18 protein-coding genes are annotated in these 16,783 nt (G+C 50.1%); 16 read left to right on the plus strand and 2 right to left on the minus strand.

The features are described from left to right. Positions 1–10: 10 nt before the first annotated feature. Positions 11–262, minus strand: coding sequence for an AbrB/MazE/SpoVT family DNA-binding domain-containing protein (locus JNE38_RS00640; protein ID WP_055746082.1), 252 nt, complete (start codon positions 260–262; stop codon positions 11–13). Between the two features lie 736 nt (positions 263–998). On the opposite strand from JNE38_RS00640, the gene metG reads away from it, so the two are divergent. The 11 genes from metG to spoVG all read left to right on the plus strand — a co-directional run bounded on the left by metG (position 999) and on the right by spoVG (position 10,595). Next, the gene (gene metG / locus JNE38_RS00645) at positions 999–3,026 is read left to right on the plus strand and encodes a methionine--tRNA ligase (RefSeq protein WP_203354825.1); all 2,028 of its coding nucleotides are present in this window, start codon (positions 999–1,001) and stop codon (positions 3,024–3,026) included. 35 nt (positions 3,027–3,061) lie between these two features. Beyond that, on the plus strand, positions 3,062–3,829 hold the full coding sequence (locus JNE38_RS00650; RefSeq protein WP_203354826.1) for a TatD family hydrolase: 768 nt from the start codon (positions 3,062–3,064) through the stop codon (positions 3,827–3,829). A 373-nt stretch (positions 3,830–4,202) separates the two neighbouring features. Then, positions 4,203–5,297 (plus strand): resuscitation-promoting factor, encoded by a 1,095-nt coding sequence (locus JNE38_RS00655; protein WP_203354827.1) that lies wholly within the window; start codon positions 4,203–4,205, stop codon positions 5,295–5,297. Between the two features lie 167 nt (positions 5,298–5,464). Beyond that, entirely contained in the window at positions 5,465–6,013 is a 549-nt protein-coding gene (rnmV, locus tag JNE38_RS00660; RefSeq protein WP_203354828.1) for a ribonuclease M5, read from the plus strand. 3 nt (positions 6,014–6,016) lie between these two features. After that, positions 6,017–6,910, plus strand: a complete 894-nt coding sequence (rsmA, locus tag JNE38_RS00665; RefSeq protein WP_203354829.1) for a 16S rRNA (adenine(1518)-N(6)/adenine(1519)-N(6))-dimethyltransferase RsmA — start codon at positions 6,017–6,019, stop codon at positions 6,908–6,910. 215 nt (positions 6,911–7,125) lie between these two features. Beyond that, positions 7,126–7,398: a biofilm formation stimulator Veg gene (gene veg / locus JNE38_RS00670; RefSeq protein WP_055746088.1), complete on the plus strand. Its 273-nt coding sequence runs from the start codon at positions 7,126–7,128 to the stop codon at positions 7,396–7,398. 123 nt (positions 7,399–7,521) lie between these two features. Then, positions 7,522–7,704 (plus strand): small, acid-soluble spore protein, alpha/beta type, encoded by a 183-nt coding sequence (locus JNE38_RS00675; protein WP_203354830.1) that lies wholly within the window; start codon positions 7,522–7,524, stop codon positions 7,702–7,704. A gap of 167 nt (positions 7,705–7,871) precedes the next feature. Continuing rightward, complete coding sequence (gene ispE, locus JNE38_RS00680) at positions 7,872–8,750, plus strand: 4-(cytidine 5'-diphospho)-2-C-methyl-D-erythritol kinase (protein WP_203354831.1); 879 nt, start codon at positions 7,872–7,874, stop codon at positions 8,748–8,750. Between the two features lie 55 nt (positions 8,751–8,805). Next, positions 8,806–9,630, plus strand: coding sequence for a pur operon repressor (purR, locus tag JNE38_RS00685; RefSeq protein ID WP_203354832.1), 825 nt, complete (start codon positions 8,806–8,808; stop codon positions 9,628–9,630). 84 nt (positions 9,631–9,714) lie between these two features. Then, a complete protein-coding gene (locus JNE38_RS00690; protein ID WP_203354833.1) occupies positions 9,715–10,098 on the plus strand; it encodes a RidA family protein in 384 nt (127 codons plus the stop codon). A gap of 209 nt (positions 10,099–10,307) precedes the next feature. Continuing rightward, a complete protein-coding gene (spoVG, locus tag JNE38_RS00695; protein ID WP_007719936.1) occupies positions 10,308–10,595 on the plus strand; it encodes a septation regulator SpoVG in 288 nt (95 codons plus the stop codon). Positions 10,596–10,648: 53 nt separating this feature from the next. Here spoVG and JNE38_RS00700 read toward each other — a convergent pair whose 3' ends face one another. Next, entirely contained in the window at positions 10,649–11,662 is a 1,014-nt protein-coding gene (locus JNE38_RS00700; protein WP_203354834.1) for a CobW family GTP-binding protein, read from the minus strand. Between the two features lie 197 nt (positions 11,663–11,859). Between JNE38_RS00700 and glmU the strand changes: the two genes are divergently transcribed. The 5 genes from glmU (at position 11,860) to pth (ending at position 16,716) form a co-directional block, all read left to right on the plus strand. Further along, positions 11,860–13,245: a bifunctional UDP-N-acetylglucosamine diphosphorylase/glucosamine-1-phosphate N-acetyltransferase GlmU gene (gene glmU, locus JNE38_RS00705; protein WP_203354835.1), complete on the plus strand. Its 1,386-nt coding sequence runs from the start codon at positions 11,860–11,862 to the stop codon at positions 13,243–13,245. Between the two features lie 21 nt (positions 13,246–13,266). Beyond that, on the plus strand, positions 13,267–14,217 hold the full coding sequence (locus tag JNE38_RS00710; RefSeq protein WP_203354836.1) for a ribose-phosphate diphosphokinase: 951 nt from the start codon (positions 13,267–13,269) through the stop codon (positions 14,215–14,217). 117 nt (positions 14,218–14,334) lie between these two features. Further along, the gene (locus tag JNE38_RS00715) at positions 14,335–14,955 is read left to right on the plus strand and encodes a 50S ribosomal protein L25 (protein WP_203354837.1); all 621 of its coding nucleotides are present in this window, start codon (positions 14,335–14,337) and stop codon (positions 14,953–14,955) included. A 141-nt stretch (positions 14,956–15,096) separates the two neighbouring features. Next, on the plus strand, positions 15,097–16,062 hold the full coding sequence (locus JNE38_RS00720) for a spermidine synthase (protein WP_203354838.1): 966 nt from the start codon (positions 15,097–15,099) through the stop codon (positions 16,060–16,062). Between the two features lie 84 nt (positions 16,063–16,146). Next, complete coding sequence (pth, locus tag JNE38_RS00725) at positions 16,147–16,716, plus strand: aminoacyl-tRNA hydrolase (protein WP_203354839.1); 570 nt, start codon at positions 16,147–16,149, stop codon at positions 16,714–16,716. Positions 16,717–16,783 lie beyond the last annotated feature (67 nt).

Here is a 16,783-nt window from a genome sequence, read left to right on the forward strand (position 1 = left end):
AAACAGGTTTTTATCGTTTTACGACTGGCATTTCGGACAGACAGTCTTGGCAAACGATTTTACCTTTAAAATGAGATACTTTGTCAGCGTTACCGCAGAAAATGCAAGCAGGCTCATATTTTTTCAGGATGATGCGCTCGCCGTCCACGTAAATTTCCAATGCGTCTTTTTCTGCGATACCCAGTGTGCGGCGCAATTCGATTGGAATAACTACACGGCCCAACTCGTCCACTTTACGTACAATACCTGTTGATTTCATCATTGTGTTTTCTCCTCCCAAAACTGGACATGTCGATGCTATTGTCCAACCTGAATCATTAATCGTCAATATTCGACATTTTCTGTTGAACACATCATACCAGCGATTCCCAAAGGTGTCAACATCGTTTTGACAATTCTTTGAAAACCAAAATGTTTTTAGAAAATAAGAATGCTGATATAACAACGTTTTTCTGTAATGTGGAAATCTTATGTAAAATGATATGGATAATATTTACTGGAATTTATCAGCTTGATAACAGTCGGTTCATGTCGAATTCAGACTTGATTATTCGACATAATCACCGTTATTTCACTCTTTTTCCTTTTATTTCAACCGTATGCCTGTTTTGTGGAAAAGTGGTGGAGGGGAGGTTTACAAAACAGGTTGGTCGTGTACAATAGAGGGTGTAAAGAGGGAAAACATAGCAAACGACCGTGATGGGAAGAGTAGGCCGCAACTCCTTATTCCAGAGAGCCGGGGTAGCTGAAAACCGGCATAAGTGAGCAAGCTGAACATGGACCCAGAGTCTCGCCGATGAACATGAGACGGTGCAATGCCGTTCCCAGTAGTCCGCGACGCAAGCCCACGTTACGGGCAGAGTCAAATCCTTGACTCACCAAGTCCGTGATCCGTGAGGGTGCGGAATGTTTGGGTGGTACCGTGAGTAATAAGCTCGCCCCAATTTTGGGGCGGGCTTTTCTATTTTCTAAACGTAATTTGGAGGTGTTTTGTTGCAATGAAACCAACGTATTACATTACCACACCGATTTACTATCCGAGCAACAAGCTGCATATCGGAAATGCCTACACAACGATTGCCTGTGATGCAGTGGCACGCTACAAACGTCTGCGCGGCTATGATGTCTACTACCTCACAGGCACAGACGAGCATGGTCAAAAGCTGCAAGAGCGCGCCGCCGAGGATGGCAAAGCTCCGCTGGAATTCATAGACCCTGTCGTTGATTGGATCCGCGATCTGTGGGCAAAATTGGACATTTCCTACGATGACTTCATCCGTACGACCCAACCGCGTCATAAAGAAGTGGTCCAAAAAGTATTCCAGCGTCTGCTCGATCAGGGAGACATCTACCTGGGCGAATACGAAGGCTACTACTGTGTGCCGGATGAAGCATTCTGGACCGAGACCCAATGTAAAACGGACAAAGGTTACATTTGTCCTGACTGTGGTCGCGAAGTGAAAAAGGTGAAGGAGAAAAACTACTTCTTCCGCATGTCCAAATACCAGGACAGACTGCTTGCGCACATCGAAGCCAATCCTGATTTCATACAGCCGGAGAGCCGCAAAAACGAGATGATCAACAACTTCCTGAAGCCAGGTCTGCAGGATCTCTCCGTTTCCCGCAGCACGTTTGACTGGGGAATCAAAGTCCCAAGTGATCCGGAGCATGTCATCTACGTTTGGATTGATGCATTGACCAACTATATTTCGGCATTGGGCTATCTGAGCGACGATGACAGCAAGTACCGCCGCTTCTGGCCGGCCGATGTGCACATGGTAGGAAAAGATATTTTGCGTTTCCACACCATTTACTGGCCCATTCTGTTGATGGCTTTGGATGTTCCGCTGCCGAAGCAAATCTTTGGACATGGCTGGCTCCTGATGCCTGATGGAAAAATGTCCAAATCCAAAGGAAACGTGATCGATCCGAAGCTGCTGATCGATCGCTATGGCTCTGATGGCGTTCGCTACTTCCTGCTGCGTGAAATCAACTTCGGACAGGATGGCATCTTTACCCCGGAATCGTTCGTCCAACGTTTGAACTTCGATTTGGCAAACGACATCGGCAATCTGCTGAGCCGCACCGCCACGATGATCGAAAAATATTTCGACGGCGTGATTCCGGCTGCGCAAGACGCAGGTGAACCGGATGACAGCCTGATCAGTCTCGCAGTGAAAACAAAAGGTCTGGTTGAAGAGCACATGGAAGCAATGCGCTTCAGCAATGCCTTGGCACACATCTGGGAGCTGGTGGGACGCACCAACAAATACATTGATGAAACCATGCCGTGGAATCTGGCCAAGTCTGAGGAAACCAAAGGGCGCCTGGCGACTGTCATGTACAATCTGGCGGAGAGCATCCGGATCAGCTCCATCCTGATTCAGCCATTCATGACCAAAGCACCGGCGAAAATTTGGGACCAACTCGGGATTGCAGCCAATGAGGAAGCGACCAGCTGGGAATCTGCCGGCGTATGGGGCGGATTGCCTGTAGGCAGTCCCGTTAGCCGAAAGGAACTATTGTTCCCTCGCTTGGACGTTCAAGCCGAGCTGGCATTTATCGACGAATCCACTGCCGAAGCCCGTCGTCAGGCAGAGGAAAACAAGAAAAAGCAAGAGGCATTGAAAGGGGAACCATCCGTGAGCGAAACAACAGCAAACCAAACCGAAGCAGCAGCTGAAAAGCCGGCTGATGCCAAAGAAGAAATCGGCATCGATGACTTTGGCCAAGTAGAACTGCGCGTCGCTCAGGTCGTGGAGTGCGCCAAACACCCGAATGCGGACAAATTGCTCATCTTGCAACTGGATCTGGGATACGAAAAGCGTCAGGTAGTATCCGGTATTGCGAAGTATTACACTCCGGAAGAAATGGTTGGGAAAAAGGTCATTCTCGTGGCCAACCTGAAGCCAGTGAAACTCCGCGGCGAAATGTCCCAAGGCATGATTCTCGCAGCTTCTGCAGGTGATCAGCTGACGCTCGCGACGGTGGATCCGAGTATGCCAAACGGCGCGATCGTGAAGTAACGAGCGCACGCAGCAAGAAAGGTAGGTCTTACGCAGTGTTATTCGAAACGCACACGCACCTGAATGCCAAGGAATTTGACGAGGATCGCGATGAGGTCATTGCCCGGGCCAGAGAAAATGGGGTCAGCACGATCGTCAACATCGGATTCAATGCGGAAACGATCCCGACCTGCATCGAGCTGGCGGAGAAGTACGACTTCATTTACGCTGTTGTCGGCTGGCACCCGCAGGATGCAAAAGATATGACGGACGAACATCTGGAATGGATCGAAGAGCTCAGTCGTCATCCGAAAGTCGTAGGCCTGGGGGAAATGGGTCTCGATTACTATTGGGATACGTCGCCAAAGGATGTGCAGGCAGAGGTGTTCCGCAAGCAGATTCGCCTCGCCCGCAAAGTGGGAATGCCGATCATCATCCACAACCGCGATGCCCATCATGATGTCATCTCCATCCTCAAAGAGGAGAAGGCAGCGGAAGTGGGGGGGATCATGCACTGCTTTTCTGGGAGCTGGGAGACCGCAAAGCTGGCGCTGGATATGAATTTCTATATCTCCTTCGGGGGGCCGCTAACGTTTAAGAACGCCAAGCAGCCCAAGGAGGTCGCTGCCAAAGTGCCCCTTGATCGACTCCTGATCGAGACGGACAGCCCGTACCTGACGCCTCATCCTTTCCGTGGCAAGCGAAACGAGAGCGGCTACGTCCGGTACGTCTGCGAGGAAATGGCGAACATTCGTGGATTGTCCTATGAAGAAATGGCACAAATCACCTCAGATAACGCTCGTCGTTTATTCCGGTTCAAATAAGCAAAAAGACATAGCAAAAGCGGAAATTCACGGTCTACTCGTGTTTTTCCGCTTTTTTTATTCGTGATTTCTTGGGTTCTACTCTTTTTTGTCGACGCATACCATGTACAATGTGTCGAACGATTATTGTCCCATCGACACATCTGGTCGACACCAATCAACTATGATTCGTCAGAGGCTTTTTGCTAGGCTTGTACCATCATCTCTTCAGCCGAAGGTAGGGGAAATTTGACAAAGCCGGAAAAGTAACATACAATCAAATCCAATCTTGTTTAGTACCGGCCACTTCCAGAATATTAGTGCAATTACAATGACCCTTACCTGGCTAGACCGAAAAAGCCTATGTGCTTTTCTAGGAAAAGGAGTGTGGGAAATGGAGTTACGCACGATGTGGGAAAGGTATAAGAATCGGGGGCTCGTCCTATTCGGCGGTCTTGCTCTTGTGCTCGTTCCCATGATTGGGTATTTCTCTGCCCAGGCTACCCAGCCAAAACAGGTCACTTTTTCGTTAGACGGAGAGAGTCGCACGATGGCTACCAAAGCCGAAACAGTTGAGCAGTTTTTGACGGAGCGACAGATCGTGGTAACGGAAAAGGATTTCCTTCAACCGACAGCTGAGACATCGCTAAAAAACGGAACAGTCATCACTTTACATACAGTCTGGTCCATACCGGTCCAGATTGACGGGCAGAAAAAAATGATCGAAACACTCAGCCGTGATGTTGCCGGCGCGTTGAAGGACGGCGGCATCGCAGTTAGTGATAAGGACCGGGTGGAACCGGCCTTGACCGCAGCTCTATCCAAAGATTCTTCCATCACTGTCAAACGCGTAGTCGAGAAGATGGTAGAGGAGGAAGAGCGCGTCACCTATCAGGAAATTCGCAAGAGTGATCCTGTGTTGGAACGAGGTAAAACCAAGGTATTGCAAACAGGGCAAGAAGGTAAGGCAATTGCACACTACAAGGTCATCATGGAGGATGGCAAAGAAGTCTCCCGAGAACTCGTGACGAGAGATGTCATCACACCGAAGAAGGACCAAGTAGTTGCCGTAGGAACCGCCGTAGCGATGCGTGCGGGAGACAGCTCGCAGCGGGTACTGGTCGCATCAGCAGCCGGATCGATATCCCGTGGCGGAAAAGTTTTCAGGCCGAAGAAAGTACTGAACGGAGTGACCTTGACAGCCTATTCTCCATCAGGAGGAGGCAAACATCCTAGCTCGCCAGGCTATGGCCGTACGGCGACTGGGGTAAAAGCACAGGCTGGGCATACGATTGCAGTAGACCCTCGCGTCATTCCATACGGATGGTGGGTCTATATCGAAGGAGTCGGCTATCGTCGAGCAGAGGATACCGGTGGTGCCATGAAAGGTGGCAAGATTGACGTATTTGTTAGCACGGAGTCGGAAGCGGTCCAGTTTGGCCGCAAGCGTAACAAAACTGTCTATATCATAGGACCGCAGAAGCCTTAGGACAGGAGCGATATGCTCCTGTCTTCTGTTTGGTTGCGAGCCGTGTTAAGCTGGTTGTTAGTTAGACGCTCCTGGGGTAGGTAATGTTTCGGCTTTTTGGGGCTTTTGGCCGTATTTTTTTGGCATACTTGTACCATAGGGACAATGTACGAAAGTGGGAGCAAAGAATGAAAATCAAGGAAGTCATCGTGGTGGAGGGCAGGGACGATACCGCAGCGATCAAGCGAGCTGTCAACGCAGATACGATCGAGACGGGCGGTTCCGCCATCCATACCTGGACGATTGAAAAAATCCGCCTGGCGCAGCAGAAGCGCGGCGTCATTATTTTTACAGACCCGGATTACCAGGGCGAGCGCATTCGCAAAATTATCAGCAAAGCGGTACCAGGCTGCAAGCATGCGTTCATCACCCAGGAGAATGGGACGAAGAAGGGCGATATCGGGGTCGAAAACGCCTCCCCGGAAGTCATCATTCAGGCACTGTCCGAGGTGCGTACGGAGATGGCAGAGACCGCGGGGGAAATTACAGCTGACGATATGCTGGCTCATGGTCTGACATCAGGGCCCACCTCCAAGGAACGGCGGATCAAATTGGGGGAGAAGCTGGGGATTGGGTATGCCAATGCCAAGCAGATGCTGCAGCGGCTCAATGCCTTCCAAATCAAGCGGGATGAATTTGAAGCAGCTATGAATGCCATAGACAAAGAAAGGGATTAAGCCATGACCCAAATGACAGGCAAGGATATTGCCACACCTACGCGGACAAAAGAGGTCCTGGAGAAGTACGGCTTCTCATTCAAAAAAAGCCTGGGGCAGAACTTTCTCATCGACACCAATATCCTGCACAATATCGTAAGCGAGGCAGATCTGACGAAAGAAAAAGGAGCCATCGAGATTGGACCGGGAATCGGCGCGTTGACGGAACAGTTGGGACGAGCTGCAAAAAAGGTGATGGCGGTTGAGATTGACCAGCGGCTGCTCCCTATTTTGGCGGATACGCTGTCCCCTTATGACAATATTGAGGTCGTGCACGGCGATGTGCTGGAGCTCGATCTGAAAGCGTTGATCGCGGAGAAAATGACTGGGGTGGACAAGATTAGCGTAGTGGCAAATCTGCCTTACTATGTGACCACTCCGATCCTGATGAAGCTGCTGGAGGAGCGTCTGCCGCTCGAAAATATCGTGGTGATGATTCAGAAAGAAGTAGCTGAGAGAATTGCTGCCAAGCCCGGAACGAAAGACTACGGCTCTCTATCTGTAGCGGCGCAGTTTTATGCAGAGACAGAAGTGGCGATGATCGTGCCGGCCAGCGTCTTCATCCCTCGTCCAAATGTAGATTCGGCTGTCATCCGTCTAAAGGTTCGGGACCGTCCGCCAGTCGAAGTGGATGACCAGGACTTGTTCTTCCGCGTCGTTCGAAGCTCGTTCGCCCAGCGCCGGAAGACTTTGTTGAACAACCTCATGAACGGTCTGTTTCGCAAAGAACAGAAGGAAGAAGTAATACAGATGCTTTCCGACATCGAGGTTGACCCTACACGTCGCGGGGAGACCTTGAGCTTGGAGGAATTTGCACGCCTAGCCAACGAAAGCTTGCGGCGCGGGCTGATTGGATAACGACATGGAAAGACCCTCGTTTTTGGGCCAATAACGCCAAAAGTGAGGGTTTTTTGCGTTTTCTGCTTCTTTTCGATATCATACTGACAAATATCTACGTAATTCATGAAAAAAAGCCCGTTGACAAAATATCTGCTTGGTTGCTATAATTTTTTATTTCTTTGACAAAATAAGTGTATGCTGTTATAATAGATGTAAGCGAGGTGGATGGAACAATGGCAAGAAACGCGTTACTTGACATTAAACGCAGTTTAGACGGACACATTGGTGAGCGCATCCTGCTGAAGGCTAATGGCGGTCGCCGAAAAACCGTCGAACGTAGTGGCATCCTCGAAGAAACATACCCATCTGTGTTTGTTGTAAAGCTAGACGACGATCAACTTTTTGAGCGGGTTTCTTACAGCTATGCGGACATCTTGACAGAAACTGTAGAGTTGACGGTGTGCCGTGAGAATCAGCACATCCGCATCACATTTGTACAACAGTAGAGCCCATTGGGTTCTACTGTTTTATTTTTGCCAAATATTCGGTTGCTGATGAGGACTGCCAAATCGATTGAAACGCTCCCATACTGCACACACTACTTGTGTCAACGAGAAAGGGAGGATGTTATGGGTCGCAGACGAGGCATTATGTCTGAGCAGTTCAAGATGGAGATCGCCAAGGAGCTTGGATTTTACGATACGGTGAAAGCCGAGGGATGGGGTGCCATCACGACGCGTGACGCAGGGAATATTGTCAAACGCGCGATTCAGATTGCCGAGGAAGCATTGGCCAAACAGCATACTACATGACTCGTTGGCAGGCCGGGGAAACCCGGTCTTTCCTTTGAGATCGGTATTTTCTAAACCGTCATAATGTTCACCATCATATTGTTTTATTTGATCGAGTGGCATGGAAGAGAATGCCTATGCTACAATAAGAGACTAGGAAATTTAGAACGTAGTCAGAGGTGAACAACGTGCGTATCTCGGTCAAAGCTCCGGCCAAAATCAACTTAACTCTTGATGTTCTCGCCAAGCGGCCGGACGGTTATCACGAAGTGGAAATGGTGATGACTACCGTAGACTTGGCGGATCGTGTGGATCTGACTCTACGTGGAGATGGAGAGATCACGCTGGACTGCTCTGCTAGCTTCGTACCAGATGATATCCGCAATCACGCGTACAAAGCTGCGGTGCTCTTAAAAGAACGTTACCATGTGCGTGAAGGCGTGCATTTGTATATCGATAAGCAGATCCCCGTTGCTGCGGGTCTGGCAGGGGGAAGCAGCGATGCAGCGGCAACGCTCCGCGGGCTGAACCAACTATGGAATCTCGGACTGAGTCTGGATGAGCTGGCTGCTGTAGGAGCGGAGATTGGCTCTGATGTTCCTTTCTGCGTGTACGGGGGAACAGCGCTGGCAAAAGGTCGGGGAGAGCAAATCACCCATCTGGGGGCACCAGCGCCGTGCTGGGTCATTCTCGCCAAGCCGCCGATTGGTGTTTCGACAGCCGATGTATACGGAAACCTGCGAGTGCCCGAGATCGACAACCATCCGGCTACAGGAGAAATGCTGATGGCGATTTCGGATCAAGATTTTTCACTCATGTGCCAATCGCTCGGGAATGTGCTTGAAAATGTCACCTTGCCGCTTCATCCGCAGGTGCGGCAGATCAAGGAGCTGATGATGGCGTCGGGGGCAGACGGCGTACTCATGTCAGGCAGCGGTCCTACCGTGTTTGCCCTCGTGCAAAAGGAAGCAAAGGTTCACCGGATCTACAATGCATTGCGCGGTTTTGTGAAAGACGTATTTGTAGCCCGAATGTTAGGTGCACAAGAAGGGGAAATGCTTGCATGAACCCGTATATAAATGATACATTAGCACCATAATATTCGGTTTTGGAGGAAGAGCTATGAAGAAATTGCGTAGAAGTGCTCGACTTGTCGATATGACTCAGCACTTGCTCGCCCATCCCCATACGCTGATTCCGCTCACTCTGTTTGCCGAACAATACGGGGCGGCGAAATCGTCGATTAGTGAAGACTTGTCCATCATCAAGGAAGCGTTTGAGGTTCAGGGCGTTGGCTTGCTGAAAACAGTGGCGGGAGCGGCTGGTGGAGTGAAGTACATTCCACAGGTCAAAACGGAAGAGGCACTGGTTTTCGTGCAAGAACTGATTGGACAACTTGCTAATCCGGATCGTCTCTTGCCAGGTGGATACCTGTACATGTCCGATATTCTCGGCGATCCGTCCACGATGGCGAAGATCGGCAAGCTGTTCGCGACAGCTTACGCTGACAAAAATGTGGATGTGGTCATGACGGTGGAAACCAAAGGGATTCCACTCGCCTATGCGACAGCGATGTTTTTGAACGTGCCTGTGGTGATTGTGCGACGTGACAACAAGGTGACGGAAGGTTCGGTCGTTAGTATCAACTATGTTTCGGGGTCAAGTAAGCGGATTCAGACCATGTCTCTGGCGCGCCGTGCACTGGCTGAGCAGTCTCGTGTCCTGATTGTGGACGACTTTATGAAAGCAGGCGGTACGCTGCGAGGCATGATCGACTTGCTGCAAGAGTTCCGTGCTACGGTAGTAGGCTGCGGCGTATTGGTTGAAACGACAGCGGACGTTTCTGAACGCCTGGTCGATGAGTACGTGTCACTCGCGAAGCTTCAGGATGTAGACATCAAAGGCAAGCAAATTGAAATCGAGCTCGGAAGCTTTTTTGACAGATAGGAATCCATTCTTGTCTGCTCAGTGTAATTCCGGCTCCGTTACTTGCGGAGTCAGGTTTTCCAAAATAGAGGGGAGTAGATCCACATGGCAATCTCTTTTGTTTCCACTGACAAAGCTCCAGCAGCAATCGGTCCATACAGCCAAGCTGCAAAGGTAGGCCCATTCCTATTTGCATCCGGTCAAATTCCTCTGCGCGCGGACGGAACACTCGTCGAGGGCGACATCCTCGCTCAGACTCATCAGGTGTTCTCCAACATCCAGGCAGTGCTGGCAGAAGCAGGCGGTAGCTTGTCCAATGTCGTAAAGGCGACGGTATTCATCAAAGACATGAACGATTTCGCTCAGCTCAATGAAGTGTACGGCCAGTATTTCGGCGATCACAAACCGGCTCGTTCCACTGTGGAAGTGGCACGTCTGCCGCGCGACGTGAAAGTAGAAATTGAGATTGTGGCTTATATCGAAGCGTAACAATCAGGATGATGAACGAGCAGCCTCGCGCAAAATGTGCGCAAGGCTGTTTTTTTTTTCGACTTTCCCCCCATAGGCTCAGTGCGAATTTGGTCGATATGAATAAATTTATATATTTTTTTAAAAATTTGCATAGAGTAGCAGGAATATTTACCCAAAGGGTGGAAATACTCCTAAACGCGTTTTTATAGATAAAGGGAGTGAACTAGATGGAAGTTACAGACGTTAGACTTCGCCGAGTGAATACGGATGGTAGGATGAAAGCGATTGCGTCCATTACAATTGACCATGAATTTGTGGTTCATGATATCCGTGTCATTGACGGAAACAATGGTATGTTCGTAGCCATGCCGAGCAAACGTACACCGGATGGAGAGTTCCGTGATATCGCGCACCCGATTTCTTCCACTACCCGCGAAAAAATTCAGGCTGCTGTCTTGACTGAGTATGATCGCGTAGGTCAAGAAGAAGAAAGCACGATTGAAGCCGGTGCATAGGTAAAACCAACAAGCACCCTGTCACTTTGACAGGGTGCTTACACGTACGGCTATCAATAGCATTTTTCCAAATCTGCAATCATCTTGTCTCGGTTCATTCCCTCTCCGATAAAGACGGCCACCATCTTGGGTCCATGATTTTCAAACGGAAATAGATGGACTTGATTGTCGGTGTGCTGAAAAGAGATGAGCTCCTCTCTTCCGTGAAACAAAACGTAGCCTTTTGCCCGGTACACGTTTTTGGGCAGGCTGTACAGGAAGTCTTCAAACCTGGCGCCATCGACGGGCCCTGCAAAGGGGTAAGAGAAAGTCTCGATGCTGTTGAACAGCGAAGGAGAGCTCGTACGAAGTCCAAGAGACTGTTTGAGCCGATCCACCGCAGACATACGGCCGATGCTCTTTTGGACGGGAACGTGGCTGACCGCTTCTCCTTGTGCAGCGACGTGGTCGGGCAGACGTGTGACGGTTAAGAGGGTATGTAGGTCCATGTCGCTCTGGATGGTCAAATGAACGGGCGCATGTGGATTCAGCTCGGACAGTTTTCGCTTTACTTTTTCCAGGGCATCATCAGCAGTCATGTCGATTTTGTTTACCAGCAGCAGGTCTGCGTATTTCACTTGGTTGCGTATCGTTTTCACCAGGGCGCTCGTGGATTGGAACCGTGAGTTTAGCTCTGAAAAGCGGGAAGCATCCACGACGGTGATGATCCCTTTCAGTTCAATCGACTCGTACAGCTCTGGATGAGTCAATCCGTCGATCACATCGACGGGATCAGCTACGCCTGTCGTCTCGATGAGAATTTTATCAGGCTGTATGGAGGTAATTATCTCCTTTAAGCTCTCCGTCATTTCCCCTCGTATGGAACAGCAGATGCAGCCATCCAACAACTTTTTTACAGGAAACCCAAATCCTTGAAGTTGTTCCCCGTCAATATCTTCCTCGCCCATTTCATTCATGACAACCACGACTTTGCTATCTTGTGCACGCAAATGAGTGAGCATTTTCTGCAATAGGGTGGTTTTTCCGCTTCCTAAATAACCTGTCAGCAAGTACACCTGAGTGCTCATCCCGTTCGACCCCCTTATCAATTACCCCTATCGACCATCAATATATCACAATTTTATCAGAAGATTAAATGTTGTCCGTTATTTGTCCAACTTTCCGGCAATGTCCGGAAAACGGCCATAATCCTGCATCGATTGTCTTGAAATCCACATATGATTAAGATATAGTCATTGTGGAACTTCTACGATGGAGGGTTGTCATGTCTAAGATCCATGCCGTGGTTCTGGCTGCTGGTCAGGGTACACGGATGAAATCGAAGCTGTACAAGGTCCTGCACCCTGTGTGCGGAAAGCCAATGGTCCAACATGTAGTGGATACGATGGCGTCCATGCAGGTAGAGGATATCGTTGTCGTCGTAGGTCATGGTGCAGACACAGTCCGCGCCAAACTGGGCGAGGGCGTTGTATATGCACTACAAGAAGAGCAGTTGGGAACGGCGCATGCCGTCCAGCAGGCAGCGCCATTTTTACGAGATAAAGAAGGCACTACGTTTCTACTGTACGGAGACGTCCCACTTTTGTCTGCAGAGACTCTGTCCGCTTTGTTGACCTATCACGAAGAGCAGCAAGCGGCGGCGACCGTGTTAACCGCCGTACTGTCCGATCCAACCGGGTATGGACGCATCGTGCGCGATGAGGCAGGCGAAGTATTGCGAATCGTGGAACATAAGGACGCCACGGAAGCGGAACGGGCGATCCGGGAGATTAATACGGGCATATACTGCTATGACAACCAAAAATTATGGAAAGCCTTGGCGCAAGTGAAAAATGACAATGCACAAGGCGAATACTATGTAACAGATGTTGTCGGTATTCTGCGGGATGCAGGGGAAAAGGTTGCCGCTTTCGAAGCAGCAGATCCGGATGAAACGATGGGGGTAAACGATCGTGTGCAGCTTTCCGAAGCGGAAGCGTATATGAGACGCCGCATTGCTGTCCGTCACATGCGTAATGGCGTGACCATTTTGGACCCAGCATCCACCTATATCGAGGCAGACGTGACCATCGCACCTGATACGGTGATCCATCCGGGTACATTCTTGCGTGGAAGGACAACCATCGGGGCTGATTGCGTCATCGGGCCAAATGCAGATTTAACCAATGTCGAGGTAGCTGACAGCGTTTCCCTCACGTACACGGTTATGGTAGATGCTCGCGTGGAGCAGGAGAGCACCGTCGGGCCGTTTGCCTATGTTCGTCCGGGAAGTGTCATTGGTCCAAAAGCAAAAATCGGTGATTTCGTTGAGCTGAAAAATGCGAAAATCGGCGAAGGAAGCAAAGTTCCTCACCTCAGCTACGTAGGGGATGCTGAGATTGGCGATGGCGTCAATATCGGCTGTGGAACCATCACCGTCAACTACGATGGAGCTGTCAAACACAAAACCATCGTGCAAGACGGTGCGTTCGTCGGTTGCAACTCAAATCTGGTTGCACCGGTCACCGTCGGTCAGAATGCTTATGTAGCAGCTGGCTCTACGATTACCCAAGATGTGCCAGATAATGCGCTTGCTATCGCTCGCGAACGGCAAGTAAATAAAATCGACTACGCCAACAGAATGCCTCGCAAGGGCAAAAAGCAATCATAACGGGAGGTTCTTGAGAAGATCATGGCTAACTACCGCGACCCAAAACTGAAGGTATTTACGTGCAACGCAAACCCAGAACTGGCGAAAGAAATCGCCGAACACATTGGTGTACCACTCGGAAACGCGCAAGCAGTGCGCTTTAGTGATGGTGAGTGCCAAATCAAATTGAATGAAAGCGTTCGCGGTTGTGACGTATTTGTTATTCAGCCAACATCTGCTCCCGTTAATGAGCATTTGATGGAGCTATTGGTGATGGTGGACGCATTGAAACGTGCTTCTGCTAAAAGCATCAACGTAGTGATTCCTTACTACGGCTATGCTCGTCAAGATCGTAAAGCACGCGCACGCGATCCGATTACAGCGAAACTGGTTGCCAATTTGATTGAAACAGCTGGCGCACAACGCGTAATCACGATGGACCTGCATGCGACCCAAATCCAAGGTTTCTTTGACATCCCGGTTGATCATCTGTTGGGCGTACCGATCCTGGCAAAACACTTCTCCGAAAAAGGTCTGTCTGACATCGTGGTGGTTTCTCCTGACCATGGTGGTGTTACCCGCGCCCGCAAACTGGCTGAGCGTCTGGAAGCACCAATCGCGATCATCGACAAGCGCCGTCCGGAGCCGAACGTAGCGGAAGTCATGAATATCGTAGGGAACATCGCAGGAAAAACGGCGATCATCATTGACGATATCATCGATACAGCTGGTACCATCACACTGGCAGCGAGTGCATTGGTTGAAGCAGGTGCACGCGAAGTTTACGCTTGCTGCACCCATCCAGTACTGTCCGGACCAGCAATCGAGCGTATCGGCAACTCCAAAATTCGCGAGCTGATCGTGACCAACTCGATCCCGCTTACAGAAGAACAAATCATCGACAAAATCACAGTGCTGTCCGTAGCGCCGATCATTGGCGAAGCCATCATCCGCGTGCACGAAGAGCTGTCTGTGAGCAAACTGTTCGATTAATAGCCGGCTCCCGCAAAGGAGTCGAAACATGCCCCCGCCTTATGGGGGATTGAAACAAACCTTCGTTGGACAAGCTAGTGAGGAAACTTTTACTAGCGGTCCAAGGGAGGTTTTTTTGTGGAAGCGATTCAGGGTCAAATGCGAGCGCAAGGCATGGGGAACTCGGTCAAATCACTGCGGAGAAACGGCTGGGTACCCGCCATTGTCTACGGCTCCGATATGAGCAATCAGGAAATTCAAGTGCAGGCAAAAGAGCTGGATGCAGCATTGCGTCGGCAAGCGACAAACAAACCATATAAACTGGTGGTTGATGGCAATACCTACGACGTCATGGTGAACGAATTGCAGCGCCATCCGATTGGGGGGGTCATCATCCATGCGGACTTTAAAAAGATCAATATGAATGAAAAGGTGCATACATCAGTTCCCGTGCTCATGACCGGTGATCCAGAGCTTGGCGTTGCTACATTGGTTCGTCATAACGTAGACATTAGCTGCTTGCCTGGAAATATTCCGGAATCGTTCACGGTAAATGTAGATGGGTTGAATATCGGTGACGTCGTGCTGGTCAGTGATCTGGTCGTTCCGCCGGGGATCGAGCTGGGGGTAGATGCGACTGAAGTGTTGATCAGTGTCCTGCCGGTCAAAGCCAAATCAGAGGAGTCTATCGAAGCTCAGCACGAAGCGGAGCAGGTGGCTGAAGCGGCTGGCTCGACGGAACAATCAAAAAGAGTGTAGCTCTTACGTAAAAGGCTCGGGTGGCGGCATCCGAGCCTTTTTTTACCTTTTTTGATTTCCATTGTCCATGCATCCATGCAGGAGGAGAACAGGCTTCATATCCTGCTAGTATGTCAAACGGAGGGTGGAATCGCATAAGAGATGATGGAATTATTGTGGATGGCCGTTGGTGTAGCCGCGACATTGATTGTAGCCGGGCTCATTCGACTTTACTTTCGTTTTGAGGTCCGTGCGTACGTAGCTGAGGATGAAGAGCCTGAGGGAAAGTATCGCATTTTGCGAAAAGTGCAGACCCCTACCCAGCGAGTAGCCCTTGTGGAGCATGAAGACCAGCTGCTGGTCTATGCTAACGGCTATGTCATGTTCGGAACAACCGAAGATGAAGACATGTATGGGGAAGCCTTGATTCACGTTCCTGTGTCGGTTGCGCAGAAACGTGAGCGTGTCCTGCTCATTGGAGCGGGAGGCGGCATAACGGCAAGGGAAGTCCTTCGTTATCCGGACGTGAAAGAAATTACCGTGATAGATATTGATCCAGTCATGATTGAATTCGGGAAGACACTGGAACCGCTCGTCAAGTTTAACCAAGGGTCGTTGAACCATCCCAAGGTTCGGACGGTAGTCGAGGATGGAAGGAGCTTTCTGGAGAAAAATGAGGAGAAGTGGGATGTCATCATTTTGGATGTGCCTGAACCCACCATGGAAAGCCTCGGTCTCAGTCGGCTCTATAGCTGGGAGTTTTACAGTCTGTTGAGAGAGCGTTTGAATCCTGGCGGGGTTGCGGGAATCGCTGGTTCGGTTCTTTCCAATACCCCGGAGTACTTCTGGACGATACAGGCCACGCTCAAGGCAGCCGGCTTTTCGGTATTGCCCTATCACTTTGATGTTCTAGTGGAGCATGATGAAGATTGGGGGTACTGTGTGGCTGCTACCAGACCCATTTCACCTGCAGATGTGAACATTCAGGTTCCCAACCGTTACTTGAATCGCGACAGGCTGAAGGATATGTTCCATATTCGCTACGGATACTGGAAGTACTGGGAAGAAGACGAAATCCAGACAGACCGGAACCGGGTGCTGGCGTATTATCAAAATGAAGACATGTAACGATGAGTCCCACTTTCGGTGGGGCTTTATCTTTTGTTCGGCAGTCCATTCTAGTACAATGGGGAAAGATTAGGAGGGATCACCGTGAAAGTAATCATCGGGCTGGGGAATCCCGGCAAGAAATACGAAGATACGAGACATAATGCGGGTTTTATGGCCATAGATAAAATAAGCGAGAAATGGGGCATTCCTGTCCAGCAAAATAAATTCCGGGCACTCGTAGGAGAAGGCAGGATCGAGGGCGAAAAGGTTCTACTCGTGAAGCCGCAGACTTATATGAACCTGTCGGGTGAATCCGTGGCGGAAATCCTGAAATTTTACAAACTGATCCCGGATGAGCTGGTAGTCATTTTTGATGATCTGGATATGCCGGCGGGTCAGCTGCGCTTGCGGGAAAAAGGGAGCGCGGGTGGTCATAACGGGATCAAGTCCATGATACAGCATCTGGGGACACAGGATTTCAAACGCATCAAGGTAGGAATAGGCCGTCCAGAGCCAGGGAGAAGTGTCAGCGATTACGTGTTGCAGTCGTTCCCGGCCTCCGAGAGAGCGGACATCAACGAAGCCGTCACCTTGGCGGGAGATGCTGCGGCAATGTGGACCAGAGAACCATTTGTAAAGGTCATGAACCACTTTAACAGCTTGAAAAAGTAAAAAATTTCATCCGGAGCAACATACCTGCGGGGGTACATGTCTAGTATGATTTTCCACCCTGCCGTCC

The organism is Brevibacillus choshinensis (assembly GCF_016811915.1).
In the GTDB taxonomy this organism is placed as follows: Bacteria; Bacillota; Bacilli; order Brevibacillales; family Brevibacillaceae; genus Brevibacillus; species Brevibacillus choshinensis_A.

Coding starts and splice junctions, on each gene's coding strand:
- JNE38_RS00640 (WP_055746082.1), bottom strand. CDS start 262: ATGATGAAATCAACAGGTATTGTACGTAAAGTGGACGAGTTGGGCCGT.
- metG (WP_203354825.1), top strand. CDS start 999: ATGAAACCAACGTATTACATTACCACACCGATTTACTATCCGAGCAAC.
- JNE38_RS00655 (WP_203354827.1), top strand. CDS start 4,203: ATGGAGTTACGCACGATGTGGGAAAGGTATAAGAATCGGGGGCTCGTC.
- rnmV (WP_203354828.1), top strand. CDS start 5,465: ATGAAAATCAAGGAAGTCATCGTGGTGGAGGGCAGGGACGATACCGCA.
- rsmA (WP_203354829.1), top strand. CDS start 6,017: ATGACCCAAATGACAGGCAAGGATATTGCCACACCTACGCGGACAAAA.
- veg (WP_055746088.1), top strand. CDS start 7,126: ATGGCAAGAAACGCGTTACTTGACATTAAACGCAGTTTAGACGGACAC.
- JNE38_RS00675 (WP_203354830.1), top strand. CDS start 7,522: ATGGGTCGCAGACGAGGCATTATGTCTGAGCAGTTCAAGATGGAGATC.
- purR (WP_203354832.1), top strand. CDS start 8,806: ATGAAGAAATTGCGTAGAAGTGCTCGACTTGTCGATATGACTCAGCAC.
- JNE38_RS00690 (WP_203354833.1), top strand. CDS start 9,715: ATGGCAATCTCTTTTGTTTCCACTGACAAAGCTCCAGCAGCAATCGGT.
- spoVG (WP_007719936.1), top strand. CDS start 10,308: ATGGAAGTTACAGACGTTAGACTTCGCCGAGTGAATACGGATGGTAGG.
- JNE38_RS00700 (WP_203354834.1), bottom strand. CDS start 11,662: ATGAGCACTCAGGTGTACTTGCTGACAGGTTATTTAGGAAGCGGAAAA.
- glmU (WP_203354835.1), top strand. CDS start 11,860: ATGTCTAAGATCCATGCCGTGGTTCTGGCTGCTGGTCAGGGTACACGG.
- JNE38_RS00710 (WP_203354836.1), top strand. CDS start 13,267: ATGGCTAACTACCGCGACCCAAAACTGAAGGTATTTACGTGCAACGCA.
- JNE38_RS00720 (WP_203354838.1), top strand. CDS start 15,097: ATGATGGAATTATTGTGGATGGCCGTTGGTGTAGCCGCGACATTGATT.